Here is a 26,560-nt window from a genome sequence, read left to right on the forward strand (position 1 = left end):
TCATAGTGTCAACGCACTATAAATCAATCATGTCAAATTGACATTATGCAACCAAACTTGGAGAGCTACTATGCCGCAATTGCGTCCACTTGACCCTTCTTTCCCGATCGAACGTCAACTTGCCACTGACGCCGCCCCTGTCGTTCTTGTCAACGTCTTCACCCTAGACAAGGCTGACGAGCAGATTTTTCTTCAGGTCTGGCAGGACGATGCGGCGTTTATGAAGCAGCAGCCCGGCTTCATTTCGACACAACTTCACCGCGCAGTCGGTGAAAGTCCGACGTACCTGAACTATGCAGTGTGGGAGTCCACCGCCCACTTCCGGGCGGCGTTCACTCATCCGGAATTCAAAGCGAAGCTCACCGCGTATCCCTCATCGGCGATCGCTTCTCCGCACCTGTTCCAGAAGGTCGCAGTACCAGGTATTTGCGTGGGTTAGGGGCGCCCCGTCGGACTGGGTTCGACCAGATGCGAGCGTTCGACATGTCGACCAAAATTGACGACAATGCTCCCAAGAAAAATTGCGGATTGTGCTCCGTTGTCGGAGACGCCGCCGAACCCAAAAGGAAGCATGAAACGACTATTCCTCGCTGCACTCGCAGCCACCTCTTTCGCGACTTGCGTTCATGCGCAAAGCAACGAATCCGGACCGCTCGTCACGCCCGCGGGAAAGCTGCAGTTCGAGCGCGTCGACCGCGATTTCGTGGGGACGCTCGACAAGGAAATGTTCGATCGCTTCGGTGCGAACACGCTCGCACACTTCGACGATGTCGACAGCGCAAATGACACCGTCACGCGCATGCTCGTGCAAACTGATTCCGGCCCGGTGCTGTACGATTTTCGTCACCATCCGCCACTTGTGCAGCGCTTGGGTGAGCGCATGACGGTCAAGCGCGTGTTCTGGCAAAGCGATGAAGTCGTGATGCAAAGCTCGCAAGGTTGGTTCCGGTTCAAACGCGGCGTGCTGACGAAGCTGCAGTCGTCTACGACGACGTACCATTGATTGCGCGCGCACTTCTATCGCCCTTACGGGTTTGTCATCACCTTGTCCAGTTTCTCCAAAAGAAATTCAGCGAAGACCGCTACCGCAGGCGGCACCGGTGGGCGGCTCGTGTAGACGAGCTGCAGACCGAGGCCGGTGCCGGCGCGCCGATAGGCTGGCAGCACGCGTACCAGTTTCCCCTGCGCGATGATTGGCTCAACTATTAACTGCGGCAGCAGCGCAATGCCCAGTCCCGCTATACAAGCCTGCGCCAGCACGCGCATATCGTTGACCGCGAACCGGCTGTTGATCGACACTTCCTGGCTACCGCGTGGCCCCTGCAGACGCCATGTGCTGCGACTCTGACGATTGGAAATCGTCAGACAGTCGTGTTCGGCCAGTTCACGCAGCGTGCGAGGTGCAGCGCGCCGTTCCAGATAGGCCGGACTCGCCGCAAGGATCATTGCACTCGGCGCCAGCCGACGTACCTTAAGGCCACTACGGCTCTCAATGCCCATGCGCAAGGCCAGATCGACGCGCTCGGCGATCAGATCGGTAGGCGTATCGTCGAGCAGAAAGTCGACGCTGATGTTTGGATAGCGCGCGTAGAACTCGACCAACCATTCCATGCGGAAGAATTCGAACAGGCCGGCCATCGCGGTGACGCGAACCGAGCCGGACGGTGTCTGTTCGTCTGCATGGAGTCGCCCGATCTCGAGGATCTGGTCAAGCGCCGGTGCATAGCGCTCGAACAGCGCCTGACCTTCCGTGCTCGGCGCGAGTTTGCGAGTCGAGCGATGCAGCAGACGTGTGCCGAGTTGCCCTTCGAGCTGATCGATGCGCCGGCTAAGCGTATTTGCCGGCATCTGCAGACGCCGCGCTGCCTCGGAGAAGCTGCCGGCGCGGACGACCTGAACGAACATCGCCAGATCATTCAGATCGAGCATGACATCTCTCCATAAATGGATTAATCAAATCCGATTTTACCATCTAGTGTGAAGCGCCTTTAATCCCCATACTTTGTGTGTCACACAGGAGGCGGCCGTAAAAAGCCATTCTCCCGCTCCACTCTACGGTGGCATTGCATATCCCCGATACCGCGCACGGGCGCGGCAACTTAATGATTCAAGGACATCGATTTGAAGAAGCATCTGATGATTGCGGCCGGTGCACTCGCCGCCACACTGTCGTTTTCGGCCTTCGCGGACGTGTCGACGTACCAGCTTGATCCGGACCACACGTACCCGAGTTTCGAGGCCGACCACATCGGCGGCCTGTCGGTCTGGCGTGGCAAGTTCGACAAGTCGCAGGGCACGGTGACGCTCGACCGCGCTGCAGAGACCGGCACGGTTGAAGTGACGACCGGCATTGCGTCGATCCACACGGGTAGCACGAAGCTCGACCAGAACCTGCAGTCGGATCAGTTCTTCGACGCGTCGAAGTTCCCGGACGCGACCTACAAGGGCACGATCAAGTTCAAGGGCGACAAGCCGGCCTCTGTCGTCGGCAATCTGACGATGCACGGCGTGACCAAACCGCTGACGCTGAAAATCGACTCGTTCAAGTGCATGCCGCATCCGATGCTCAAGCGCGAAGTGTGCGGTGTCGACGCAGTGGGCGAATTCGATCGCAGCGACTTCGGCGTCGACTTTGGCAAGGCGTACGGCTTCAGTATGAAGACCAGGCTGCTCATCTCGGCTGAGGCACTGAAGCAGTAATCCTGTTCGGACTACCGAGCTCGCCGCGTGATGTAGAACCGTCCTAACAAAATACCCCCATGGAAAACAACCATGTCGAACACCCAGAAGCTCATCGCCGTCGTGGGCGCAACCGGCCAGCAAGGCGGCGCCGTTGTGCGCGCGCTGCAGGCGAGCGGTCAGTTCAAAGTGCGCGCGTTGACGCGCAATCCGGGCAAGCATCCGAAGCTGGGCGACGAAGTCGTTCTGGCGGATTTCAATCGTCCGGAAACGCTTAAAGCCGCATTTGCCGGCGTACACGGCGTTTTCCTGGTGACCAATTCCTGGGAAGCACAAGATGACGAGCCCAAGCAGGCGCTCGCGGCAGTCAACGCGGCGAAAGACGCCGGCGTGCAGCACTTCATCTGGTCGACGCTTCCCAATGTGGAGACGATCAGCGGTGGCACGATCAATGTCCCGCACTTCACGGCCAAGGCGAAAATCGAACCCATCGTGAGTGACGCCGGATTTCCGTACCACACGTTCGTGATCGCGCCGTTTTATTACCAGAACCTGATCGGCCTGATGGCTCCGCAGAAACAAGCGGACGGCGCCGTGGGTTGGGCGCTGCCGCTTGATCCGGAGCGGCGTGTCATCCATATGGGTGACATCACTGAACTCGGTCGCCTCGTGGCCGGCGCGTTCGCGCAGCCGGAACTCGTGGGGCGCGGCGAACATTTGGCGCTGGTCGGTGACTTCCTGAGCTTCAACGAGATCATCGCCAGCCTGAATCAACAAGGAAACGCGCTCTCGTTCAAGCAGGTCCCGCGCGAGGTTTTTGCCGGCTGGTTTCCGCACGCCGACGGTATCGCGGCGATGCTCGCCTACTTTGAAGCGCACACCTATCTTGGCTCGGATTCGCGCGACGCGATCGCGCTCGCCAACAAAGTCGCCGGGCAGCAGCCGACCAAGTTTGCCGCATGGGCCAAGGCGAACTTCGCGATCCCGGCAGCCACCTGAACGAAGTGCACTGATCAAACCACGAACGAGCTAATAGCCATGAGCCGAATTCCTACCCACACAGTCGAGAGCGCGCCCGATGCGTCGCGCCCGCTTCTGCAAAAGATTGCCCAGTCTGCGCCGACGGGACGTCCCCTGAACCTGCATGCCCAGATGGCGCATTCTCCGGCGGTGCTGGCGGCGTACGCATCGCTGCGTGCCGTGACCGCCGAGCACGGCACCCTGGATCCGAAAGTGAGCTGGGCGCTCAATCTCGCCACTGCGGCGACGGTCGGAAACGACTACATGATTGGCATCGCCAGTCGATTCGCCGGCATGAACGGTTGGACCGAAGCACAGATCGCCGCTCTGCGGACAGGCACGACGACGGGCGACGTCAAGGTCGACGCGCTGACTCGCGTGGTCAAGGAAGCGACTGCCAATTCGGGAAACGTCACCGACGCCACATGGAAGGCCGCTCAACAAGCGGGCTGGAGCGATGAGCACCTGACCGAGGCATTCGCGTTCCTGGGGCTGACGATGTTCACGGGATACTTCCTCAACTACGCGCAAACTGATTCGGATATCTGATCAGGCACGTCATCGACGGCAAGCAAAATACCTGCAGGGTGCCCCATGAATGTCGGCCCCCATGCTCCGCTCGTGCCCGACCGTCGGCTCAGCCAGGACTGTCCGCGACCGAGATCAGAGCAAGCGCCGCCGGCACGAGCGGCTGCGCTGCCTCTTTGTTTGCCAACTGTCCGTAGACGTAGGCACCGTCGATAAGAAGTGCGATCTGGTTAGCCAGATTGTCGGGCCGGGCAACGCCGATTTGCTTCGCTAGCGTACCGAGACGGCGGCGCAACTCGACCTTATGCCTGAGGGCCACCACTCGCGCGGGATGATCCGGCGCGGGAAATTCCGTTGCCACGTTGAGAAAAGGGCAGCCTCGGTATTTCGGTGCGGCGATGTCGCGAGCGATCCACTTGAGGTGAGCCGTGAGCTCATCTTTCGGGGCGTTCCGGTGGCGCGTCGCGGTCTTGTCCCAGTCGGCCCAATAATTCGCGTCGTCCCGCTCGAGCACCGCAGCGACAAGATCGTCCTTGGTCGTGAAGTGACGATAGAGACTGGTCTTCGCAACCCCTGAGCGTTCGACGACGAGATCGACGCCGACGGCTCTGACGCCTTCCCGATAGAACAACTCAGCCGCCGTATCGAGTATGCGTTCCCGGACGCTGGCGGAACTGGTGGTCCCGGCCTCTTTTGCGGTGGTAGGTGTGCCTCTGCTCATGACAAGTCCTCTTGAGAGACGGAAACTTTCTGCTTACCGATTACTGTACCAACATATCTCTTGACACGCTACAGATCTGTACTCTACTCTTCAAAAAAGATACAGATCTGTAGCGTTGTTGTCTTGCCAAACTGCTGTCTCCCCATTCGAAGAAACACCATAACAACTGGAGGTCTGCAATGACGTCGAATCAAACCGTGGTCGTCTTCGGCGCCTATGGCCACACCGGCCGCTTCGTGGTGTCTGAACTGGTCAGGCGTGGCTGGAGACCTATCCTTTCCGGGCGCGATGCCAGCAAGCTGAACGCCCTCGGCGCCGCTTACCCCGGGCTGGACATTCGGCCCGCGTCGGTAGATGACCCGGATTCTCTCGACCGGGCGCTTGCAGGTGCGGCCGCTGTGATCAATTGCGCCGGTCCCTTCGCCAGTACGTCCGCGCCGGTGATCGAAGCCGCGTTGCGTGCACGAATTCCGTATCTGGACGTCGCGGCGGAGTTAGAGGCCAATCTGGATACGTTCAAGCATTACGCTGAACGGGCGCGCGAGGCGGGCATCGTGATCGTGCCGGGGATGGCATTTTTCGGCGGCTTGGGCGATCTCCTTGCCACGGCGGCGATGGGCGATTGGACGGCAGCGGACGAAATCTGCATCGCCTATGGGCTCAGTAGCTGGAAGCCGACGCTCGGCACAAGGGCGGCAGGCCAGGTGTCGCGGCAGCGTAGAGAGGGGCGGCGCCTTGTCTTTACGAAAGGGCAGATGGCGTTCCGCACGGACGCAGCGCCGGTTGGCGAATGGCAGTTCCCTGCACCGCTCGGCACGCAACCGGTCATTGGAGAATTTACGATGGCGGACACGGTGACGATCGCGCGCCATCTGAAGACACCCGAGATACGCTCGTACATGACGGCCGTGGCGGTTAAAGACCTGCTGGAGCCGGATGCGTCGCCGCCCGTCGCGGTCGACGAAAACGGACGCTCCGCGCAAACCTTCCTGGTCGACGTTGTGGTGCGGTCGGGAGGCAATGAACGTCGCGCATCGGCAAGCGGTCAGGATATCTACGCAATCAGCGCGCCCCTGGTGGTTGAAGCGGTCAGGCGTGTCGTCAGTGGCCTGGTCCACGGGGCAGGCGTTTTCACCGCAGGCGAAGCGTTCGACGCGCGTGATTTTCTGGAGTCACTGCGTCATCAGGAGCATCTGGCATTGGAGATACCGTGAATGGTGGTCCAGCTTTCAGGCGCTCATTGCGACGCTGCCTGCCTGTCCGGATGCCGCGGATCATGTAGCTGGTCCGCCGACCAGCCGCCGCCCAGATCGCCGAATAGCGACGCCGAGTCCAGCAAGCGCGTCTCCTGAACATTCAGCGCGGTCTGCTGAGTGGCCAACTGTGTGGCCTGCGCTGTCGCCACGGTCGTGTAGTCCACCGTGCCGGCCTCGTACTCGTTGAAAGCGATCTCGGCGCCGCGGGTTGCATCTTGTACAGCCGTATCCAGAACGACCGATTGCTCGGCCAGGATTCGCAATCCGGACAAGTCGTCTTCAACGTTCTGGAACGCCGTCAACACTGTGCCCCGGTAGTTGGCGACGGCCGCGTCGTAGGCTGCCTTCGCCGCGTCGACGTCGGCGCTGCGCAAGCCACCGTCGAAAAGCGTTTCGGTGGCGCTGCCGCCCAGCGACCAGACGTAGTTGCCCACATTCAACAGACCGGACAACGGCGACTGCGTGAGCCCGGCCAGCCCGGAAAGGGAAATCGCCGGGTAGTACGCCGACACCGCCACGCCGATTGCCGCGTTTTGCGCAGCCATCTTGCGCTCGGCGGCGGCGATATCGGGCCGGCGTTCGAGCAGCGTCGACGGCACGCCGACGGGCACACTCGGCAGCGTCGGCATCGTGGTGCTGTGCGTAATCGAAAGCTCTTCCGGATTCTTGCCCACCAGCACGGCGATCGCGTGCGCGTCTTGGGCGCGCGCCACGCCGAGAGCGATCAGATTGGACTGCGCCGTCTCGAGCTGGGCGCGCGCACTAATCACGTTGGACGGCGGGATGGTGCCCGCCTGATCCTGGTCCGACACGACGTCCAGAAAGTGCTGGTAGGCCACGACCGTCCTTTGCAGAAGGTCGATATTCGCGTCGCTGGTGCGCAGTTGTATGATTGCCGTGGCCAGCGCCACCTGCTCGGAGAGCGTCGCATTGGCGAGCGTCGCTTCGCTCGATTGCGCCGTCGCGGCGTTTTCTTCGATCGTGCGCCGCACCTGGCCCCACAGATCCGGCGCCCAGCTGACGTTGCCTTCCAGCGAGGCCGAGTTGACCACTCTGGCGGCATTGCCGACCGAGCTACGCGCCTTGGTGCCCGAACCGGTTGCATCGATGGTCGGGAACAGGCCGGCACGCGCCGCCCGCACTTCTGCCAGCGCTTGCTGATAGTTCGCGTAGTCCGCGCGCACGGTCTGGTTCGACACCGACACCAGCGGTTCGAGCTGGTCCATCAGCGGATCGTTGAATGCCGTCCACCAGTCGCCCTTCGGTTTGTCCGCCGCGGGCTCGGCTTGCGTCCAGCCGGGCAACTCCGAGTAGGTGGCGGCCACGTTGACCTGCGGCCGGTGGTAGTCCGGGCCGACCATGCAGCCGCTGGCCAGCAAGGCCAGCGCCGCCACGGCCAGCGGCCGAAGGGGGCCAAAGCGACCAAGGCGGCCAAAGCGGTTACGGGAAATCTTCATCGTCATGCCCTCGTATCCGGTTGTCCGGGTTGCTGCGCGTCGCGATTCCATGGCAGGTTGGCGGACCATCTGACCAGCTTGAAACGCAAGCGGTCGAGGTAGAGGTAGATCACCGGCGTCGTGTACAAGGTAAAGACCTGACTCAGGATCAGGCCGCCCATCACCGTGATACCGAGCGGTTGCCGCAGCGACGCGCCCTGGCCAATGCCGATGGCGAGCGGCACCGCGCCGAGCACGGCCGCGAATGTGGTCATCATGATCGGCCGCAGACGGACCACGGCGGCCGAGTGAATCGCGTCCCTCGCCGGCATGCCTTCGGCGCGCTGCAAATGGATCGCGACGTCGACCATCATGATGCCGTTCTTCTTGACGATACCGATCAGCAGGATGATGCCGATCAACGCGATCACCGAGAACGGTGTGCCGAAAATCAGCAAGGCCAGTGTCGCGCCGATTCCCGCGGACGGCAGCGTCGACAGGATGGTCAGCGGGTGGATCGAGCTTTCATACAACACGCCGAGCACGATATACACCACGCCGAGCGCCGCCAGGATTAGCAGCGGCACCGTCCCCATGGACTGCGAGTAGGCCGCCGCCGCGCCGGCGAACGAGCCGTGGATGCTGGCGGGCATGCCGATCTCGCGGATCGTGTTGTTGATCGCCACGCCCGCCTTGCTCAACGAACCGCCCGCCGGCAGGTTGAACGAAATCGTCGCGGCCACGAGGCCGCTCTGGTGGTTCACCTGTGTCGACGTATGGCTGTTCGAGAACGAAGCCAGCGCCGCCAGCGGCACCATGGTTTCGGCTGCCGTGCTGTCCGCGCTGCCGGTCGAACTGCCGCCCTTGCTATTGGCAATGCTGTTGGTGGTCGCGTTGGCTTGCGCGTTCGAGTTGAGTGCGTTCGTGGTCGCACTGGCTTCGGTCGCCACAGTCACGCCCGACACCGTGGCACCCGGCATCTGCGTGCCCGCCGTGCCGGTGGGGTTGCCCGACGCCCTGCTCAGGTAAATCTGGTTGAGCGCTTGCGGGTACTGCCAGTAATCAGGCGCTACCTCCATCACCACGAAATACTGGTTGAGCGGGTTGTAGATGGTCGATACCGTCCGTTGGCCAAACGCGTCATACAGCACGTTGTCGACCTGGTTCGGCGCAAAGCCGTAGCGCGCCGCCGTCGAGCGATTGACGGTGACGTAGGTCTGCAGACCGTTTTGCTGCAAGTCCGAGTTCACGTCGAGCAACTGCGCGTGCTCCTTGGCGAGCGCGGCAACGAGTAGCGGTGTCCATTTGAACAGCGCGGCGGAATCGTCGCTGGTGAGCGTGTACTGATACTCGGCGGCGGATTGCCGTCCGCCGATTCGCAGATCCTGCTGTGCCTGGATAAAGAGCCGGGCGCCCGAGACCGCATTGAGCTTGGGCCGCAGGCGGTTCACGACCTCGGTGGCTGAGGCGTGGCGTTCCGCCAGCGGCTTGAGTTCGATGAACACGTTGGCGGTGTTGAGCGCGCGGCCGCCTGTAAAGCCCGCTACCGAGGCCACTGCGGGATCCTTCTGCACGATCTCCTGCAATTGCGTGAGCTTCTTTTGCATCGCCGGAAAGGAGATGCTCTGGTCGGCGATGATCTGCCCGATCAGGATGCCCGTGTCCTGCTCGGGAAAGAAGGTGGCCGGCACCAGCTTGAACAGGAACACGTTGGCCACCAGCAGACCGATCAACAGCAGGATGACCAGTAGCGCATGGTCCAGTACGGCCGTGAGCGAGCGCGCGTAGGCATTCTTGAATCGATCGAACTGGTTTTCGACCCATATCGCCCAACGCGCTTTCGAATGCCCCGCGTTGTCGCGGCTCAGCACGTAGGCGCACATGGCCGGCGTGACCGTCAGCGAAATCACCAGCGAGATCAGGATGGCGACGGAGAGCGTGACCGCGAACTCATGGAACAGCAGGCCGACGACGCCCGGCATCAGCATGATCGGGAGGAACACCGCGATCAGCGACAGGCTCATCGAGATCACCGTGAAGCCCACTTCGCCGCTGCCTTTCAAGGCGGCCTCTTTCGGGCTGAGCCCCAACTCCATGTGACGCACGATGTTTTCCAGTACCACCACCGCATCGTCCACCACGAAGCCGGTACCGATTGTCAGCGCCATCAGCGAAAGGTTGTCGATGCTGTAGCCGAGCAGGTACATCGGCCCGAAGGTGCCCACGATCGACAGCGGCAGCGCGACGGCCGGCACCAGCGTGGCGCGCGGCGATTGCAGGAAAATGAACACGACGCCCACTACGAGCAGCACGGCGATGAACAGCGTGCGCTCGGTGTCGCCCACCGACGATCTGACCGACTCCGAGCGGTCGATGGCGATGCCCACGTGCACGCTGCTTGGCAGCGTCGCCTCGATTGACGGCAGGACTTTGCGAATCTGCGCGACGGTGCTCACAATATTGCTGCCCGGCATTGGATACACGATCACGAGGATGGCGGACTTGCCATTGAAGAGCCCGGCATTGCGGATATTTTCGTTCGAATCCCTAACCTGGGCCACGTCTCGCAACTGGACCGGCGCGCCGTTGCGGTAGGCGACCACCAGGTCGCGATACGGCGCAGCATGCGTGATCTGGTCGTTGGACGTGACCACGTAGCGCTGGTCGCCCTCGTCGAGATGGCCCTTCGCGCTGTCGGCGTTGGCGGCGCTGATCGCCGCGCGCACGTCTTCCAAACCGATGCCGTAGCTGTTCAGTTTGCCCGGTTGCAATTCCACACGTACCGAAGGCAACGCGCCGCCGCCAAGCGTGATCTGGCCCACCCCTTGGACTTGCGAGAGTTGCTGCTGGATCACCGAGTCCGCCGAGTCGTAGAGCTGTGCCTTGGTGAGCGTGTCCGACGTCAGCGAGAGCACCATGATCGGCGCATCCGCCGGGTTGTACTGGCGATAGCTCGGGTTGCTGCGCAGCGTGGTCGGCAAATCGGCGCGCGCCGCCTGGATGGCCGCTTCGACGTCGCGCGCGGCGCCGTTGATGTCGCGCTTCAGGCCGAACTCGACCACGATCACCGACGAGCCGACGGAGCTGATCGAAGTCAGTTCTTCAACGTCGGCAATCGTGGCGAGCCGCCGCTCGAGCGGCTCGGCCACCGTGGTCCCCATGATGTCCGGGCTCGCGCCCGCCATGTTCGCCTGCACCACGATGACCGGAAAGGCGATGTTCGGCAACGGCGCAACCGGCAGCCGGAAGTAGGCGAGCGCCCCGGAGATCAGGATCGCGACGGCCAGAAGCGTGGTCGCGACAGGCCGCCGGATGAATAACGCCGAGATGTTCAAGGCGTTTCCTCCGCACCGCCAGGAGGCGAACTCTCCGGTTTATTGCGGTTGCGCCAGCGTCTCGTACGCTCGGCCATTCTGTCGAAGAACAGATAGATCACAGGCGTGGTGAAGAGCGTCAGGATCTGGCTCAGCGTCAGACCGCCGATGATCGCGAGACCCAGCGGCCGGCGCAATTCCGAACCCGTGCCGCTGCCGAGCAGCATCGGCAGCGCGCCGAGCATGGCGGCGAGGGTGGTCATCAGGATCGGGCGGAAACGCAGCAGCGAAGCCTCGAAGATCGCCTCGCGCGGCGGCTTGCCGTGATTGCGTTCGGCGTCCAGCGCGAAGTCCACCATCATGATGGCGTTCTTCTTGACGATACCAATGAGCAGCACGATACCGATAATGCCGATCACATCCAGGTCGCTGCCGGCGATCATCAGCGCGAGCAGCGCGCCGATACCCGCCGAGGGCAGCGTGGACAGAATCGTGACCGGATGGATGAAGCTCTCATAAAGCACGCCGAGCACGATATACACCGCGACCAGCGCCGCGATCAGCAGATAGACTTCGCTCGACAGCGAATCCTCGAATGCCTGGGCCGCGCCCTGCAGCGACGAGGTGATCGACGGCGGCAGGTTCACCGATTGTTCGGCTTGATGGATGGCCGTGACCGCCGTGCTCAGCGACGCATCCTTCGCGAGGTTGAACGAGATGGTGACCGATGGGAACTGCGCCAGATGGCTGATCACGAGCGGTGACTTCGTGATCTGGATCTTCGCGATGCCCGACAGCGGCACCTGCCCCGTGCTGCTGGTCTGACTCGGCAGATACAGGTTGCCGATCGACTGCACGTTCGGCAACGATTCCGGTTTGGCGACGAGAATCACGCGGTACTGGTTCGACTGTTCGAAGATGGTCGAGACGATCCGCTGGCCGAGCGCGTCGTACAGCGCGTTGTCGATCGTCGCGGGCGTAATGCCGAAGCGCGCCGCCAACTGCCGGTTGACTTCGACGTTCACGCTGAGGCCGTCGGTATTCATGTCGCTTTGCACGTCGGCAAGCGACGGAATCTGCTTCAGCTTCGCTATCAGTTCCGGCACGTACTTCTGGAACGCCTGCTGGCTCGGTCCGCGCAGCACGAAGCTGTACTGGTTCGGCGAGACTGTCGTGTCGAGCGTCAGATCCTGCTCGGGCTGCATGTAGAGCCTGACGCCCGGCACGTTGGCGACTTCCTGTTGCAGGCGCCGGGCCACTTCTTGCGCCGTGTCGGAACGCTTGTCTCGCTCGCGAAGATTGATCAGGAAGCGGCCATTGTTCAGCGTCGAGTTCGTGCCGTCGATACCCACGTAGGAGGTCAGCGAGACGACATCCGGGTCTTTCAGGATCGCATCGGCGAGCGCGCCCTGGCGTTTCACCATCGCGGCGTACGACACCGAGTTGTCGGCCACGCTAATACCCTCGATCACGCCGACGTCCTGCACCGGAAAGAGGCCCTTCGGAATCACCACGTACAGGATGCCGGTCAGCACGACGGTACCGACGGCCACCACGAGCGTCAGCACCTGGTGATCCAGCACCCAGCGCAGCCCGCGCTCATAGGCGCCGAGCGTTTTGTCGAACAGGCCCTCGCTGATCCGCTCAAAGCGGCTCGGATGACGGTCGGCCTGTGCGCGCAACATGCGCGCACAGAGCATCGGCACCACGGTCAGCGACACGATTGCGGAGATCACAATGGTGACGGCAAGCGTCACCGCAAATTCGCTGAACAGACGCCCGATCACGCCGCCCATGAAGAGCAGCGGAATCAGCACGGCGATCAGCGAGATGGTCAGCGACAGAATCGTGAAGCCGATCTGACCCGCGCCTTCCAGTGCGGCTTCGAGCGGTGTCTTGCCTTCCTCCAGATAACGCACGATGTTCTCGATCATCACGATCGAGTCGTCGACCACGAAGCCGGTGGCGATGATGAGCGCCATCAGCGAGAGGTTGTCGATCGAGTAGTTCAACTGGTACATCACAGCCAGCGTGCCGATCAGCGACACCGGTACCGATATGCTCGGAATGAGCGTGGCGGGCACGTTACGTAGGAATACGAAGATCACCGCAACCACCAGCACGATGGCGAGAATCAGTTCGAACGCCGCGTCAGAGACCGACGAGCGGATCACGCCCGTGGTGTCCGACACCACCGTCACTTTCATGCCGGCCGGCAGCGTGGACTCGAGCTGCGGCAGTTGCTTCATGATCTGGTTGACGGTCGCGATCACGTTCGCGCCCGGTTGCCGTTGCACGTTGAGCACGATCGCCGGCGAGCCGTTGTACCAGGCGCCGCGCTCGACGTCCTGAGCGGCCTGACTGACCCGCGCGACGTCGCGCATGAACACCGGGGCGCCGTTCTGGTAGGCGATCACGGTGTCCAGATAGTCCTTCGGATCGGTGATCTGATCGTTGCCGTTGATCGTGTAATCGAGGTCCGGGCCGTCGAAATTGCCCTTCGGCTGACTGACGTTGACATAGCTGAGCAGCGTGCGCAGATCATCGATGTTCAGGCCGTAGGCGGCCAGCTTGTGCGGGTCCGCTTCGACGCGGATGGCCGGCACATTGCCGCCGCTCGTCGTGACCACGCCCACGCCCGACACTTCGGAAATCTTGGTGCCGAGACGGTTGTTGGCGATGTCTTCAAGCTGGGTCAGCGACATCGATTTCGACGTGACCGCGAGCGTCAGGATCGGCTGGTCGGCCGGATTGACCTTGGCATACGTCGGCGGCGCCGGCAGACCGGAGGGCAGATAGCTGTTGGAGGCGTTGATGGCCTGCTGGACGTTCTGTTCGGCGATGTCGAGGTTCAGCGACAGATCGAACTGCAGTGTGATGACCGACGCGCCGTCCGAGCTATACGACGTCATCTGTTGCAAGCCGGGGATCTCGCCCAACTGCACTTCGAGCGGCGCCGTAACCGTGGTGGCCATCACGTCCGGGCTCGCGCCCGGATAGAACGTCTGCACCTGGATGGTCGGATAGTCGACGTTGGGCAGCGACGAAACCGGCAGCACGCGCATGGCGACGAGGCCCACCAGCACGAGGGCGATCATCAGCAGCAGCGTGGCTACCGGTCGAAGAATAAACAGACGGGAAATGTTCATCGGCGCGTGAGCCCGCTACGACGAAGCAGCATTGGCCGACGCCGCTGCTGGCGCGGACGCCGCAGCGGGTTCGGAAGCGGCAGGTTCCGCGGCGGCGCCACTGGCCGATGGACCAGCCGCCGCGGGCTTCGACTTGGCCGGCTGGATTTTGGCGCCGTCGTTCAGACGGTCCGTGCCGTCCGTGACCACCTGGTTGCCCTGGGCGAGGCCGGACAGGATGACCGTGTTCTTGCCGTCGCTCGGACCCAGCTTTACCTTGTGCACGGAGACGGTATTGTTCGCGTTGACCAGATAGACGAAGTCGCCCGGCGCGCCGGTTTGCACGGCGGGGGTCGGCACCAGCACGGCATTCTGCATCGTATCGACCAGCAGCTTGACGTTGACGAACTCGTTGGGGAACAGCGCTTCGTCCTCGTTGGCGAAAGTAGCGCGTAAGGTGACGGTGCCGGTCGACGTGGCCATCTGGTTGCTGACGGCGTAAAGCGCGCCTGTGGCAACCTCGCGCGCGTTGTCGCTGGAATACGCGGTGACCGGCAAGGTCGCGCCGCCATTCAGGCGCTGCACGATGGAGGCCAGCGCGTCTTGCGGCACCGTGAACTGCACGGTAGTCGGCTTGATGGTGGTGATGACGACAATCCCCGTCGACGATGACGCCGTCACGTAGTTGCCCGGGTCGACGAGGCGCAGGCCGACCTTGCCGGCGACCGGCGCGGTGATCCGGCAATAGATCAGGTCGAGGTCGAACTGGGCGATGTTGGCGAGATCGACCTGGACTGCGGCCTCGTCCTGCTGCACCAGGAATTGCTGATCCGCAAAGGTCTGCTGGGCGATCGACTTGCGCTCGTTCAACTGCGTGAAGCGGACCAGATCGGCACGCGCCTGGGCCAGCGTCGCGCGGTCTTTGGCGAGTGTTGCCTGAGCCTGCTGCTTGCTGATCTGATACTGGCGTGGATCGATCTGGGCGAGGAACTGGCCTTTCTGTACTTCCTGGCCTTCGTGATAACCGACGGCCGTGAGGTAGCCGCTTAGCTGTGGCAGCACGGTCACGGTGGCGGTCGGCGTGACCGTGCCGAGTTCGCTCAACGTGACTGGCATTGAACCGAGTGTAGCGCTCGCTACAGTGACGACGATGGGTGCGACGTCGCGCGTGGGTTTCTTCTGGGTCAACAAATGGACAACGACAAGCGCAACTAGCGCCAGCACGACAACCGCAAACAGAATGAGCCCGCGTCGGGAGCGCTTGGGTTGCTTGGACACGGCTTCGCTCATAGGTATCTCCGAAAACAGATGCTGCCGTTGATAGTCGGATGGGGAGTCATTCTCTGCCGGGATGTTGGGACCATGCCATGGTTCTCGTGCCTTGTCACAACCCAACGACCGTTTGGCATGCTGTTAGCTAATTGCAAGCAAAGCGGACTGCGCAAAATGTATAGCGTCGTGATTGGCACAGGGCGACGTTATGGCTTGGTGACTGGATCCGTGACGATGAATGCGCTTCGTAATTGGCGGTAACGTTCTATCAAGGTGGCCCCTCGAAATAGCGCGCGCGGCGAATCGCCGACGGCCGCGAGGGCCTTGCTGACAGACCGTGTGGTGCTCATGTTCGCCTTGGTGGAAGCGGGTGGACAACCATTGAGACCAAGCATGGCGTCAATGTACCCAGGGCGCGCAAGGCTTGAGTTACCGGAGTGATACATGTTGGGATCTGAAACACTCCGTCGGGTGTGTTTCGGCCCGTAGTTCGCGCCAACGAACGGTTGATCGTGGGGGTTTTCTTTGGGCCGCGGTCGCAGCGAGCGGGAGTGCGCGATGAAAGCTTGTTGAAATTATTCGAGTCGCGATGAGGGAACGGGGCCACGCGTTGAAGGAGGAAGCGCGCCCCCGGCAGGCGCGACGGCAAGACGAAGTTCCCTGTAGGCGGACACTAGCGCGTCGAGGCTGAATGTCCGGTTCAGTCCGCTGGGATTCGGCAACACCCATGCGCGGGCGCCGCCGAACGTTGTCGGTTGTGGACCCCAATGGATGTCGCGTGTGCCCGACATGGCGGAGAGCGCCATCTTCCCCAGGAAGGCAACACATTGCGGCGCATAGCGTTCAATCTTCTGCTCGAATTCCGTCGCAGCCGCTTTGAACTCCCCGGGTGATAGTTCGTCCGCTCGTGCGGTTGGACGCGAGACCACGGTTGTGAGGCCACAACCATACTGCAGGAGCGTGTGATCGTCGTCAGGAGAAATCTGTTCAGGCGTGAAGCCCGCCAGATGAACGACCCGCCAGAACCGATTGCCTCTGCCGGCAAAGTGGCGGCCGGTCGATGCCGCAAGAACGCCCGGATTGATTCCGCAAAATACCACCGACAAACCTGGTTCAAGGATGTCAGGAAGACCTTGAAGTGGATCGGAGCGAGTCACGGACGGTGTAATCCTTTATTGGGGAGAGGCTCCCACGAGAGCAGCAGTTTGGGCTACACCGTCACGGCGGACAAGCCACAAGAGGGTCGATTTGAGGTCAAACGGGCCCCGATTCTGGCCAGGGGCGGTCTATACCACTGGCAATGGGAGCCGACACAATCGGCAAGCAGGAACTCGATACTCTGCATCCCCCTCTGTCGAAAACGACTCGGCGAGCGCTTTGTTGCGGGAATGATTATCGATAACGCCTCAATTCACATTCGAGACGAGTGATGAAATCAGGAAAGGCATCTCCAACTATTGGCGCGCATGCCTGCGTTCCTGATTTAATTATCGCTATTCCGTGCAATGATAAGGTTAAGTTAAGGTCATTTATAAAACAATTAAATGTCTTGTAGATATGCTGGATAAAAACATATCAATCATAAGGGTATGCGTAAAAATAATAAATGCAGTTGAAATTACTCGAGATGAATAAAGCGTGCACAGCACCACCACGCAAGGCGCCTACGCGGGCCACCACACGCGCGATGCGGAGTCATTGTTGAGAAAACGGCAATGCAGCAAGGCCCATGGCGGATTCTCTCTTCAAAATTTCGAATAATCTTTTATTTCACTTTTTCGTCATGGGGTTTGCAATCGCTCCGCAGAACAATTCGTGTTTTAAGTCAATTTTATTTTTGTAATTTTTATTTTCATAAAGAATTCAGTGGCTATTGAAATGATAGGAAAAAGAGATTGGATAATCGAATGTCTGAGTAATAGGATTCCTCCGGTTTCCCCCTGAACCAGGAATACAACGTGAAAATACTGAAGACACAGATTGCAGCAAGCATTTTCTCGATCGTCTCGGCAATGGCGATCGCTCAACCGGCGTATGCCGTGGATATGACCCAGGATAGCGGGTCGCCTGTCGGCGACAACCAGAACTCCCAGACGGCGGGCCCCGAAGGTCCGGTGCTTTTGCAGGACTCTCATCTCATCGAGAAACTGCAGCGCTTCGACCGGGAGCGTATACCTGAGCGCGTCGTGCATGCACGTGGCACAGGTATCTATGGCGAGTTCGTGCCGACTACAGACATCAGCTCCCTCACCTCTGCCCAGGTGTTCACGCCTGGATCGAAGACCCCGGTCTTCGTCCGATTCTCGACGGTGATGGGCTATCGCGGCTCGCCCGAGCAGGCACGAGACCCGCGCGGTTTCGCTATCAAGTTCTACACGCAGCAAGGCAACTGGGACATGGTCGGCATCAACTGGCCGATCTTCTTCATTCGGGACGCCATCAAGTTTCCTGACTTCGTGCATGCGAACAAACCATCGGCGGTGACTGGCGTGCAGGATCCGAATCTGGCGTTCGACTTTTTCGCCCATTCGCCCGAAGCGACGAACATGCTGACGCACCTCTACACGGACGAGGGCATGCCGGATTCGTATCGCCACATGGACGGCTACGGCGTGCACGCCTTCAAGTTCGTCAATGCAAAAGGGGAGGTTCACTACGTGAAGTTTCACTGGAAGAGCCGTCAGGGTGTCGAAGGCATTCGTCCCCAGGATATCCCGCATTCGATCGGTGCGGACTGGAATCTGATGACCAATGACCTGTACAACTCGGTCAAGGCGCGTTCGTATCCACAGTGGGACCTTTACATCCAGGTGCTCTCGCCGAAGGATCTGGACAAATTCGATTTCGATGCGCTGGATGACACGAAGGTGTGGCCGTCGTCCATCCCGGAGCAGAAGGTGGGCACGATGACGCTCAACCGCGTTCCGGACAACTATTTCGAGTCCACGGAAGAATCGGCTTTCGCGCCGTCGCGGCTCGTGCCGGGGATCGAGCCTTCCGAGGACCGGATGTTGCAGGGTCGCCTGTTCTCCTATGCCGATACGCAGATGTATCGCCTCGGCCCGAACTACAACCAGTTGCCGATCAACCGCCCGGTCGTTCAGGTCTACAACAACAACCAGGACGGCTTCATGAATGAGGGGGATCGAAAGGGCGAAGTGAACTACGAGCCATCCGGAGTCGCCGAAATCTCACAGCAGGACAAGTACAAGTCCGTGCAGACGCCGCTGAAGGGGACAACCCAGCAAAGAGCGATCCACAAGACGCTCGACTTCCGTCAGGCCGGCGAGTATTACCGGACGCTGTCCGAGACCGGCAAGACAGATCTGATCACGGCGCTGTCGGGCGACCTTGGCCGCGTGACCAACGACGCGAACAAGTACGCAATGCTCTCGTACTTCTATAAGGCTGATGCCGACTACGGTACCCGTCTCGCGCGTGCGACCAACGCGGATGTCACCCGTGTGAAGGATGCGGCCGCACACCTGAGCGATAACTGAAGCATGCACGGGAGCCTGCGCAAGCAGGCTTCCCAACAAATGACTAAACAGGCTTTCTTACGGAGAACGTAATGCAATGCTCTTTCACTGCCCGGCGCCTTGTTCGGACCGTGGCGGTCGCCACCCTGGCCGCACTGTTGACGGCGAGTTGCGCACAGCATGTGTATCAGCCGGGAACGTATTCGGCCGCGACGGACACGCCGCGTTACACCGAAGACTGGTTTGTCGCGGCGCGTGCGGGACGCACGGATATCGTTCAGGCGTTGATCGACGCGCATTTCCCGCTCGAGACAACAACGCCCGAAGGCTATACCGCGCTGATCCTTAGCGCGTATGACAACCACCCTGAGACATTGAAGGCGCTTCTTTCTGCCGGCGCCAACGCTTGCGCCGCCGACCGGCATGGCAACACGGCACTGATGGGGGCGCTCTTCAAAGGCGAGACGAATATTGCAACGATGTTGCTCGACACGCATTGCGACATCGATCAAACCAACAACGCGGGGGAAACGGCATTGTCGTTTGCCGCGCTATTCGGCCGACTCGATATGATTCCGGTGCTTGTCGCGCACGGCGCCAACGCGAATCATGTCGATGCGCGCGGCGGGACCGCGTTGCAAATGGCGATCGCACAACACAACCCGGCTGCGGAGGATGCATTGCGGCACGCCGGCGCGACACAATGAGACGTGGCGGATAAACCGCCGATCACGCCCGCTTCAACAACGCACTATCCACCGTCGGCGCTGCCTGGCATCGCCTACCTGCGCACGCCGTTCATGCTCTTGCCTGCCCAGACGGGGCGCCCCGTAATCGCGAGCGCCGCCGCGCCGATTGAATGGAGCATGAAGGTGCGTCGATGGGTTCGCATGTTCGATGGCTCCCTGTCACGCTACGAGCACACGTTCCGGGGGCGCCATGAATTCCGGCCCAACGGGATCCTTGACGAACTGCGCGACAATCGCGTCAATTTGCTCGAACGCCTTCTCGTCGAGGCGCCAGCCGAACACATCTTCGATCCCGTCCAACTGCGCCGGACGACGTGCGCCCCACAGCGCGATCGTCGGGCCGCGATCGAGCACCCAGCGCACCGCCAGTGCGAGCACCGACTTGTCGAAGTTATCGCGCGCGAACACGTTCAGCGCTTTTACGGCCGCGACATACTGCTCGCGACGCGGCTCGCGAAACTTCGGGTCGCGCTGGCGCAGATCGTCGCCCTCGAAACGCGTCTCGACACCGATGCGCCCCGCCAGCAGCCCGCGGCATAATGCCCCATAGGCAAGCGCGACGAGCCCATGCTGTTTTGCGTACGGCAGCACATCACGATCGATATCGCGCTCGAACAGGTTGTACGGCGGTTGCGTGGTCGACAGCGGCGCCACGCGCCGGAACGCATCCATTTGCGCAGGCGAGAAGTTGCTGACGCCCAGCGCCCGTACCTTGCCTTCCTTGCGCAGATCGTCGAGCACCGCGGCGGTTTCTTCGATCGGCACCAGCGGATCGGGCCAGTGGACCTGATACAGATCGATGTAATCTGTCCGCAAGCGCCGAAGCGTATCCTCTACTTCTTGACGAATGCGCTCTGGCGACGAATTGCGGAACACCGCACCGTCGTGCCATTCCAATGCGACCTTGGTCGCGATGACCGCCTTGTGCCGATATCCATCGGCCAACGCCTTGCCGACAATCTCCTCCGATGCGCCGAAGCCGTACACCGGCGCTGTGTCGATCAGATTGACCCCGCTGTCGAGCGCCCGGCGGATCACCGCGATCGAGTCTTTCTCATCGGTGCCGCCCCACATCCATCCGCCGATCGCCCAGGTGCCAAGGCCGATGCGTGAGACGGGGGTCGTTAAACCTTCAATTGCGATTGTTTCAATAGTCATGTGAAGCTCTCTAATCAAAGCACTACGTAAAGCACCGCATCCGGGTCGAATGCGATCTGACTAACGGCGACATGCCCATCGGACGGGCAGGCGAGCCGATTATTTCAGCGGCATCCGGCGATCACAAGAAGGCACCTGACGGTTTCATACTTTCCCCATGGAAACTAATTGCTACGACGGCGCTTACGCGCACGACAATCCGCAAAAAAAAACCGATGACCTGGCGCGGAACATCATCGAGCAGATCGCGGACAAGTGGACGATCCTCGTCATCGACGCGCTCGGTACGCACGGCGAGATGCGTTTTTCGCGGCTGCGCGAAGTGGTGGAGGGCGTGAGCCAGAAAATGCTCACCAAGACATTGCGACAGCTTGAGCGTGACGGCCTCGTCACGCGCTACGTGCATCCGGTGATCCCGCCGCGGGTCGACTATCAGCTAACGCCATTGGGGCGGAGCCTGCTCGACAAGATCTGCGGGATATGGGATTGGGTCGAAGTCCACATGAGCGAAATGGAATTGGCGCGGCGCGAGTTCGACCACGGCGAAAAGCGGGTCGATCACCTACGTCCGCGTGACGTGCCCATCGCTTAGCACTGCCGCCGTAATGCGAGATCGAAGCTGGCCGCCACTGTCGAGCCGCCAGCAAGGCCGTGAGAAATTGCCCATAATTGCGCGCAGTCTTCGAGCAACCGTTGGGACGTTTCATGAAAGCAGATTCTGTCACACCGCGATCCCCGATCGCATTTCTGGCTGTCGCGTTGGCGTTCGCGATCAACATGATGGGCACAACGCTACCGACGGCAATCTATCGGTACTACCAACTGCAGTATGGTTTTACCCCGACCATCATCACGGTGATCTATGCCTCGTATGCAATCGGGGTGCTGGGTGCACTGCTACTGGTCGGCAACTGGTCCGATCAGCTCGGCCGTCGTCGCATGCTACTGGCCGGACTGTTTGCGTCGGCCGCATCAGCGCTGATGTTCCTGCTCAGCGACGGGCTGGCGCTGCTGATGCTCGGCCGCCTGTTGTCGGGAATCTCCGCCGGCATCTTCACAGGAACCGCCACCGTAGCTGTGATCGAACTCGCGCCGCCTGCGTGGCGCGGCAAAGCCATGCTCGCGGCTACGGCGTCCAATATGCTCGGGCTGGGTTGTGGTCCTTTGCTAAGCGGCATCCTCGTCGAACTATTCCCCTGGCCGATGCGCCTGCCCTATGCCGCGCATCTCGCGTTGGTGGGTGTCGCCGCGCTGGTCGTCCTTGGCGTGCCGGAGACCGCTACGATGTCTGCGCGCGTGAAGCTCGGCATCCAGAAAATTTCGCTTCCTGCCGAAGTACGCCGTGCGTTTATTCCTGCCGCGCTGGCGGGGTTTGCCGGTTTCGTCGTGGTGGGCTTCTTTGCGGCTGTCGCTCCACAACTGATTCGGGTCGTACTCGGTTTTCACAGCGGCATCGTGACTGGCGCGATCGTGTTCCTGCTGTTCGCGTGCTCCGCACTCGGGCAAATCGTGCAGACGGTCATTACTGCCCGATGGAGGCAAGCGGCTGGCTGCGTTGGACTCGTCGTGGGACTGATATGTGTTGGTCTGTGCGTGCCGGAGCGCTCGCTCGGTGCGCTTTTGCTCGGCACCGCCCTGGCAGGAATCGGGCAAGGCATCAGCTTTCGCGCCGGGTTGGGCGAGATCGCATCCGCGGCGCCGGCGCACAGGCGAGCGGAAGTCACGTCCAGCTTTTTCGTCGTGCTTTATGTGGCGATCTCACTACCTGTGATCGGCCTTGGTATCGCCGTGCAGCTCGCCGACATTCAACGCGCGACGTTGCTCTTCGTTGGTTTGACGATAGTGCTTGTGCTTATCGCGCTGCTCCTGCTGATGCGTGAGCAGGCGGATACGGGGCAAGATTCGCGAGTGATCGGTGACTGAACACGAAGCCGCTCGAATTCGGCAGCGCTATACTTTGCTGACGTCCGCCAACACGTGCCATCCCCCCTGTTCCATGACTGAGAATGTCCAGTTCCAGCAAGTGTCCGAGATACCCGGCCTGGTGCTGAGTACCGCACACTTTGCGGATTTCAGTTTCGACCGCCATTTTCACCTCGATTTCCACGTCGGGTTGGTGACGGACGGGGTGCAGCGCCAGCGAGTTAACGGAAAGACCGTACTGCACGCACCCGGGACTGTCGTTCTGATGCCGCCAGGCGAGATTCACGATGGAATCGTGGAGGACGGCAGCCAATCCACGCTCAAGACTTTCCGCCTTTCGCGCGAACTCGTTGCAAGCGCGGCGGAGGAGATCAGCGGGCTGCATCGCGAGCCGGAATTCGCCGGCGCCTTGCTTGAGGATCCGTTGCTCGCGGGCCATCTTCTTCGACTGCACGATGCGATGCGACGGTGCAACGCCGCGAGCAGTCTTGAGATGCAGACGGAATGGCTCACGTTGCTGGAATGCCTGTTGAGTCAATCGCGCGCGATCGTGCCTGAAACGGTCCAGGGCTCGCTCTCGCGCATTCAGTGGGAACGCGTCAGGGACTACTGTTTCAGTCATCTCAGCGACAAGATCACGCTCGACGAATTGGCCGCGTTGTGCTCACTCGGCAGGTTCCAGTTCCTCAAGCAATTCAAGCAGACCGTCGGGATGACGCCCCACGCGTGGCTGCTCCGTCTTCGTCTCGAGCGGGCTTGTGCGCTTTTGTCGCGAAGCTCGCAAGCGATCGCAACAGTCGCTCAGGAAGTCGGGTTCTACGATCAAAGCCACTTCAATCGCGCTTTCCGGCAGGCATACGGCGTCGCGCCGTCGTGCTACAGGACGTAAGCCGCGCGGTTGGCGGCGGCGCACGAGGTTCAGCGCCATCTCGCCCTATGGCTGCGCGACTGATCAATTTTTTACAAGTCCGGCGGCCTCACTCGACATAGGATGCGCCAATCCGGGGGGAAGTTCTCCTCCCGTCGAGTTGAGGATAGGACAATGGACAGCAGTAATCGATCACACGTTGCCAGGGCGCCGGCTCTGGGTTTTACGAGCGATAACATCGCGGGCGCGTCGCCAGAGGTAATTGAAGCCATCGCGGCGAGCAGCGCCGGGCAAGCGAGCCCATATGGAGGAGATGAGTTCACTGCCCGCGTCGAACGCAAACTGAGCGAAATCTTCGAGCGCGAAGTCGACGTGTTTCTCGTGCCGACCGGCACCGCCGCCAACTCCTTGTGCCTGAGCGCGATGACGCCGCCCTGGGGCAACATCTATTGCCATCCGTCGAGCCATATCAACAACGACGAATGCGGCGCGCCCGCGTGGTACACGAATGGCGCGAAGCTGGTCACCGTGGACGGGCAATCAGCGAAGATAGACCCCGCAAGTCTTCATGGCGCGGCTCGCGTGAAGGTAGGCGACGTGCATTCGACGCAGCCGTCCTGCGCGAGCATCACGCAGGCGACGGAAGAGGGTGGCGTGTACACACTGGCCGAGATCGAAGCGCTGGGGGACGTCTGCAAGGCATCTTCCATCAAACTTCATATGGATGGCTCACGATTCGCCAATGCGCTAGTGTCCCTCGGCTGTTCGCCTGCGGAGATGACGTGGAAGGCCGGGGTCGATGCCTTGTCGTTCGGCGCGACCAAGAATGGTGTGTTCGCAGCGGAAGCGATCGTGCTGTTCGATGCATCCCTTGCACCCGAAATGGGCTACCGTCGCAAGCGCGCGGGCCATCTGTTCTCGAAGATGCGCTTTCTTTCGACGCAGATCGACGCATACTTGACCGACGATCTCTGGTTGCGCAACGCACGCCAGGCCAACGACGCCGCGCAGCACCTGAGCCGAGGACTCGCGGGGTTGAGCGGCGTTGAGGTGCTCGGCGCGACTGGGGCCAACATTATCTTCTGTCGATTGCCTTCCGTGGCCATCCAATCGCTGCTTCAGGCGGGATTCGGGTTCTATCACGATCGTTGGGAACAAAACGTTGTGCGGTTCGTGACTTCCTTCTCCACCACGATTGAGGATGTCGACAATTTGCTGGCGCATGTGACGCGCGCGGTGCCGGCGCACGGCGTTTGACAGGAGCAGATCGCGCGTGCCACTCTGAATTTTTCGCCACCACCTGTCCGTTAGCATGCCGCCCGAGCGTCATTGTCATGGCGGCCCGATATGTTCACCCGCCCTAACCCCATGACGGAGGCTCATATGCAATACCTATTGATGATCTATTCGGAAGAAAACGGCTGGAACCAGATGACCGACAGCGAGCGGCAGCAAGGCGTCGCCGCGTATCACGCGTACACCGAATCGTTGAAAAAAGCGGAGGTGCTGGTGGGCGCCAACCGGCTGCAGAACACCAACACGGCCACCACGGTCCGGCTCGTCGACGGCAAGCCGCAGGTGCTTGACGGGCCGTATTCCGATTCGAAGGAGCAGCTCGCCGGCTACTACCTGATCGACGTGCCCAACCTGGACGCGGCGATCGCGTGGGCGTCGCGTTGTCCCGGCGCGGCGCACGGCCTCATGGAAGTGCGCCCGGTCTGGACTGCCCCCTACGACGCGCCATCTGCTGCATGAGTCCGTCCGGCGGCGGCGGGCGTGACGCTGACGGCGCCGCGCGTTCGATTGCCGAGGCGGTCGCTCGCCGCAGTTACGGCAAGCTCGTCGCGCTGCTGGCGATGCGCACGCGCGACGTCGCCGCGGCCGAGGACGCGCTCGCCGACGCGTTTGCAGCCGCGCTCGCGGACTGGCCCGAGCGCGGCTGCCCCGCGAATCCCGAGGCGTGGCTGATGACGGTTGCGCGCCGCCGGGCGATCGATGGCGCGCGCCATCGACATGTCGGCGACGAAGTAACAAACCAGCTCGCGATCCTCGCCGACGAGATCGACGAGCATGAAGCAGGCGTGTTGCCCGACCGCCGGCTTGCGTTGCTGTTCGCGTGCACACACCCTGCACTCGAGGCCGCGATTCGCACGCCGCTGATGCTGCAGGTGGTGCTGGGGCTCGAAGCGAAGACGATTGCGTCCGCGTTCCTGATGTCGCCCGCCGCGATGAGCAAGCGCCTCGCGCGGGCGAAGAACAAGATCCGCGAAGCGGGTATTCCGTTCAGCGTACCCGAGCGCGAGGAGTTGCCCGGCCGGCTCGCTGCCGTGCTGGAAGCGGTCTATGCGGCGTACGCGGAAGGCTGGACCGATCCGGTCGGCGGTGATACCGAGCGACGCGATCTCGTCGGTGAGGCCCTGTTTCTTGCACAACTGCTCATTGAGCTGCTGCCCGAGGAGCCAGAGGCACTGGGTCTGCTCGCGCTAATGCTGTATGCGCAGGCGCGGCGCGATGCGCGACGCGATGCGGCCGGCGACTACGTGCCGCTTTCGGCTCAGGATCCGGCGACATGGAACACGCCGATGATCGACGCAGCCAACGCATTGCTGCGGCGCGCAAGCACATTCAACGCAATCGGACGCTTTCAGCTCGAAGCCGCGCTGCAGTCAGCGCACATTTACCGCTGTCAGACGCATCGGTCGAACTGGGACGAGATCGTGCAGCTCTACGATGCGCTGCTCGCGATTGCGGCATCGCCGGTGGTTGCGGTGAACCGTGCGCTCGCCCTGGCGGAACGGGACGGCCCGCAGGCGGCGCTCGACGCGCTCGCGCCGTATGCGAACGATCCGCGGCTGGCCGACTACCAGCCGTACTGGGCCGCGCGCGCCGATCTGCTCGCGCGTGCCGGCGCGACGGCCGAAGCGCTCGGCGCGTACGATCTCGCGATCGGACTCGAGCGTGATCCGGCCGTGCGCCGGTTCCTGCAGGGCAAGCGCATCGCGCTGTCTTCGGCGAGAAGTTAGATCGGC

Annotated in this window: 22 protein-coding genes; 14 read left to right on the plus strand and 8 right to left on the minus strand. The window is 61.5% G+C overall.

Annotated features, from left to right (window positions below):
* Positions 1-70 precede the first annotated feature (70 nt).
* Both M0D67_RS06815 and M0D67_RS06820 read left to right on the plus strand, forming a co-directional pair.
* Positions 71-439, plus strand: coding sequence for an antibiotic biosynthesis monooxygenase (locus tag M0D67_RS06815; RefSeq protein WP_154557851.1), 369 nt, complete (start codon positions 71-73; stop codon positions 437-439).
* Positions 440-571: 132 nt separating this feature from the next.
* Positions 572-1,003, plus strand: a complete 432-nt coding sequence (locus M0D67_RS06820; protein WP_266238110.1) for a hypothetical protein — start codon at positions 572-574, stop codon at positions 1,001-1,003.
* A 23-nt stretch (positions 1,004-1,026) separates the two neighbouring features.
* Here the strand turns inward: M0D67_RS06820 and M0D67_RS06825 are convergent, their stop codons facing one another.
* On the minus strand, positions 1,027-1,929 hold the full coding sequence (locus M0D67_RS06825) for a LysR family transcriptional regulator (protein ID WP_266238113.1): 903 nt from the start codon (positions 1,927-1,929) through the stop codon (positions 1,027-1,029).
* 192 nt (positions 1,930-2,121) lie between these two features.
* Between M0D67_RS06825 and M0D67_RS06830 the strand changes: the two genes are divergently transcribed.
* From M0D67_RS06830 to M0D67_RS06840, 3 genes are all read left to right on the plus strand, one after another.
* Positions 2,122-2,700: a YceI family protein gene (locus tag M0D67_RS06830; protein WP_266238114.1), complete on the plus strand. Its 579-nt coding sequence runs from the start codon at positions 2,122-2,124 to the stop codon at positions 2,698-2,700.
* Between the two features lie 72 nt (positions 2,701-2,772).
* Entirely contained in the window at positions 2,773-3,678 is a 906-nt protein-coding gene (locus M0D67_RS06835; protein ID WP_266238115.1) for an NmrA/HSCARG family protein, read from the plus strand.
* Between the two features lie 39 nt (positions 3,679-3,717).
* Positions 3,718-4,248, plus strand: coding sequence for a carboxymuconolactone decarboxylase family protein (locus tag M0D67_RS06840; RefSeq protein ID WP_266238116.1), 531 nt, complete (start codon positions 3,718-3,720; stop codon positions 4,246-4,248).
* An 88-nt stretch (positions 4,249-4,336) separates the two neighbouring features.
* Here the strand turns inward: M0D67_RS06840 and M0D67_RS06845 are convergent, their stop codons facing one another.
* Positions 4,337-4,948 carry a TetR/AcrR family transcriptional regulator gene (locus tag M0D67_RS06845; RefSeq protein WP_266238117.1) on the minus strand — a complete coding sequence of 204 codons (612 nt, stop codon included), beginning with the start codon at positions 4,946-4,948 and terminating at the stop codon, positions 4,337-4,339.
* Between the two features lie 179 nt (positions 4,949-5,127).
* Between M0D67_RS06845 and M0D67_RS06850 the strand changes: the two genes are divergently transcribed.
* Positions 5,128-6,162, plus strand: a complete 1,035-nt coding sequence (locus tag M0D67_RS06850) for a trans-acting enoyl reductase family protein (RefSeq protein ID WP_171925823.1) — start codon at positions 5,128-5,130, stop codon at positions 6,160-6,162.
* 23 nt (positions 6,163-6,185) lie between these two features.
* On the opposite strand, the gene M0D67_RS06855 is transcribed toward M0D67_RS06850, so the two are convergent.
* From M0D67_RS06855 to mug, 5 genes are all read right to left on the minus strand, one after another.
* The gene (locus tag M0D67_RS06855) at positions 6,186-7,661 is read right to left on the minus strand and encodes an efflux transporter outer membrane subunit (protein ID WP_171925880.1); all 1,476 of its coding nucleotides are present in this window, start codon (positions 7,659-7,661) and stop codon (positions 6,186-6,188) included.
* Positions 7,662-7,663: 2 nt separating this feature from the next.
* Positions 7,664-10,975 carry an efflux RND transporter permease subunit gene (locus M0D67_RS06860; protein ID WP_266238121.1) on the minus strand — a complete coding sequence of 1,104 codons (3,312 nt, stop codon included), beginning with the start codon at positions 10,973-10,975 and terminating at the stop codon, positions 7,664-7,666.
* The gene (locus M0D67_RS06865) at positions 10,972-14,103 is read right to left on the minus strand and encodes an efflux RND transporter permease subunit (protein ID WP_266238123.1); all 3,132 of its coding nucleotides are present in this window, start codon (positions 14,101-14,103) and stop codon (positions 10,972-10,974) included. Before M0D67_RS06865 ends, M0D67_RS06860 begins: the two co-directional genes overlap by 4 nt.
* Positions 14,104-14,118: 15 nt before the next feature.
* Positions 14,119-15,372 carry an efflux RND transporter periplasmic adaptor subunit gene (locus M0D67_RS06870; protein ID WP_266238125.1) on the minus strand — a complete coding sequence of 418 codons (1,254 nt, stop codon included), beginning with the start codon at positions 15,370-15,372 and terminating at the stop codon, positions 14,119-14,121.
* 557 nt (positions 15,373-15,929) lie between these two features.
* Entirely contained in the window at positions 15,930-16,511 is a 582-nt protein-coding gene (gene mug, locus M0D67_RS06875; protein ID WP_266238127.1) for a G/U mismatch-specific DNA glycosylase, read from the minus strand.
* Between the two features lie 855 nt (positions 16,512-17,366).
* Between mug and M0D67_RS06880 the strand changes: the two genes are divergently transcribed.
* Positions 17,367-18,854 carry a catalase gene (locus M0D67_RS06880; RefSeq protein ID WP_266238290.1) on the plus strand — a complete coding sequence of 496 codons (1,488 nt, stop codon included), beginning with the start codon at positions 17,367-17,369 and terminating at the stop codon, positions 18,852-18,854.
* Between the two features lie 71 nt (positions 18,855-18,925).
* Positions 18,926-19,540: an ankyrin repeat domain-containing protein gene (locus M0D67_RS06885; protein WP_266238129.1), complete on the plus strand. Its 615-nt coding sequence runs from the start codon at positions 18,926-18,928 to the stop codon at positions 19,538-19,540.
* 201 nt (positions 19,541-19,741) lie between these two features.
* On the opposite strand, the gene M0D67_RS06890 is transcribed toward M0D67_RS06885, so the two are convergent.
* Positions 19,742-20,740 carry an aldo/keto reductase gene (locus tag M0D67_RS06890; RefSeq protein ID WP_154557842.1) on the minus strand — a complete coding sequence of 333 codons (999 nt, stop codon included), beginning with the start codon at positions 20,738-20,740 and terminating at the stop codon, positions 19,742-19,744.
* A gap of 157 nt (positions 20,741-20,897) precedes the next feature.
* Here M0D67_RS06890 and M0D67_RS06895 point away from each other — a divergent pair, with 157 nt between their 5' ends.
* From M0D67_RS06895 to M0D67_RS06920, 6 genes are all read left to right on the plus strand, one after another.
* The gene (locus M0D67_RS06895) at positions 20,898-21,332 is read left to right on the plus strand and encodes a helix-turn-helix domain-containing protein (RefSeq protein WP_093635082.1); all 435 of its coding nucleotides are present in this window, start codon (positions 20,898-20,900) and stop codon (positions 21,330-21,332) included.
* A gap of 113 nt (positions 21,333-21,445) precedes the next feature.
* The gene (locus M0D67_RS06900; protein WP_266238132.1) at positions 21,446-22,663 is read left to right on the plus strand and encodes an MFS transporter; all 1,218 of its coding nucleotides are present in this window, start codon (positions 21,446-21,448) and stop codon (positions 22,661-22,663) included.
* A 73-nt stretch (positions 22,664-22,736) separates the two neighbouring features.
* Positions 22,737-23,552, plus strand: a complete 816-nt coding sequence (locus M0D67_RS06905) for an AraC family transcriptional regulator (RefSeq protein ID WP_266238134.1) — start codon at positions 22,737-22,739, stop codon at positions 23,550-23,552.
* A 153-nt stretch (positions 23,553-23,705) separates the two neighbouring features.
* Complete coding sequence (locus M0D67_RS06910; protein WP_266238136.1) at positions 23,706-24,788, plus strand: low specificity L-threonine aldolase; 1,083 nt, start codon at positions 23,706-23,708, stop codon at positions 24,786-24,788.
* Between the two features lie 126 nt (positions 24,789-24,914).
* The gene (locus M0D67_RS06915) at positions 24,915-25,286 is read left to right on the plus strand and encodes a YciI family protein (protein ID WP_154557837.1); all 372 of its coding nucleotides are present in this window, start codon (positions 24,915-24,917) and stop codon (positions 25,284-25,286) included.
* Positions 25,283-26,554 (plus strand): RNA polymerase sigma factor, encoded by a 1,272-nt coding sequence (locus M0D67_RS06920; protein WP_266238139.1) that lies wholly within the window; start codon positions 25,283-25,285, stop codon positions 26,552-26,554. The genes M0D67_RS06915 and M0D67_RS06920 overlap by 4 nt, the downstream gene beginning before the upstream one ends.
* Positions 26,555-26,560: the final 6 nt, after the last annotated feature.

It is taken from the genome of Paraburkholderia sp. SECH4 (genome assembly GCF_030511745.1).
Taxonomy (GTDB): Bacteria; Pseudomonadota; Gammaproteobacteria; order Burkholderiales; family Burkholderiaceae; genus Paraburkholderia; species Paraburkholderia madseniana.

Bases quoted from the DNA above. Each gene is read 5' to 3' on its own strand.
- M0D67_RS06815 (WP_154557851.1), top strand. From the start codon at position 71: ATGCCGCAATTGCGTCCACTTGACCCTTCTTTCCCGATCGAACGTCAA.
- M0D67_RS06820 (WP_266238110.1), top strand. From the start codon at position 572: ATGAAACGACTATTCCTCGCTGCACTCGCAGCCACCTCTTTCGCGACT.
- M0D67_RS06825 (WP_266238113.1), bottom strand. From the start codon at position 1,929: ATGCTCGATCTGAATGATCTGGCGATGTTCGTTCAGGTCGTCCGCGCC.
- M0D67_RS06835 (WP_266238115.1), top strand. From the start codon at position 2,773: ATGTCGAACACCCAGAAGCTCATCGCCGTCGTGGGCGCAACCGGCCAG.
- M0D67_RS06840 (WP_266238116.1), top strand. From the start codon at position 3,718: ATGAGCCGAATTCCTACCCACACAGTCGAGAGCGCGCCCGATGCGTCG.
- M0D67_RS06845 (WP_266238117.1), bottom strand. From the start codon at position 4,948: ATGAGCAGAGGCACACCTACCACCGCAAAAGAGGCCGGGACCACCAGT.
- M0D67_RS06850 (WP_171925823.1), top strand. From the start codon at position 5,128: ATGACGTCGAATCAAACCGTGGTCGTCTTCGGCGCCTATGGCCACACC.
- M0D67_RS06855 (WP_171925880.1), bottom strand. From the start codon at position 7,661: ATGAAGATTTCCCGTAACCGCTTTGGCCGCCTTGGTCGCTTTGGCCCC.
- M0D67_RS06865 (WP_266238123.1), bottom strand. From the start codon at position 14,103: ATGAACATTTCCCGTCTGTTTATTCTTCGACCGGTAGCCACGCTGCTG.
- M0D67_RS06870 (WP_266238125.1), bottom strand. From the start codon at position 15,372: ATGAGCGAAGCCGTGTCCAAGCAACCCAAGCGCTCCCGACGCGGGCTC.
- M0D67_RS06880 (WP_266238290.1), top strand. From the start codon at position 17,367: ATGGCGATCGCTCAACCGGCGTATGCCGTGGATATGACCCAGGATAGC.
- M0D67_RS06885 (WP_266238129.1), top strand. From the start codon at position 18,926: ATGCAATGCTCTTTCACTGCCCGGCGCCTTGTTCGGACCGTGGCGGTC.
- M0D67_RS06890 (WP_154557842.1), bottom strand. From the start codon at position 20,740: ATGACTATTGAAACAATCGCAATTGAAGGTTTAACGACCCCCGTCTCA.
- M0D67_RS06895 (WP_093635082.1), top strand. From the start codon at position 20,898: ATGGAAACTAATTGCTACGACGGCGCTTACGCGCACGACAATCCGCAA.
- M0D67_RS06900 (WP_266238132.1), top strand. From the start codon at position 21,446: ATGAAAGCAGATTCTGTCACACCGCGATCCCCGATCGCATTTCTGGCT.
- M0D67_RS06905 (WP_266238134.1), top strand. From the start codon at position 22,737: ATGACTGAGAATGTCCAGTTCCAGCAAGTGTCCGAGATACCCGGCCTG.
- M0D67_RS06910 (WP_266238136.1), top strand. From the start codon at position 23,706: ATGGACAGCAGTAATCGATCACACGTTGCCAGGGCGCCGGCTCTGGGT.
- M0D67_RS06915 (WP_154557837.1), top strand. From the start codon at position 24,915: ATGCAATACCTATTGATGATCTATTCGGAAGAAAACGGCTGGAACCAG.
- M0D67_RS06920 (WP_266238139.1), top strand. From the start codon at position 25,283: ATGAGTCCGTCCGGCGGCGGCGGGCGTGACGCTGACGGCGCCGCGCGT.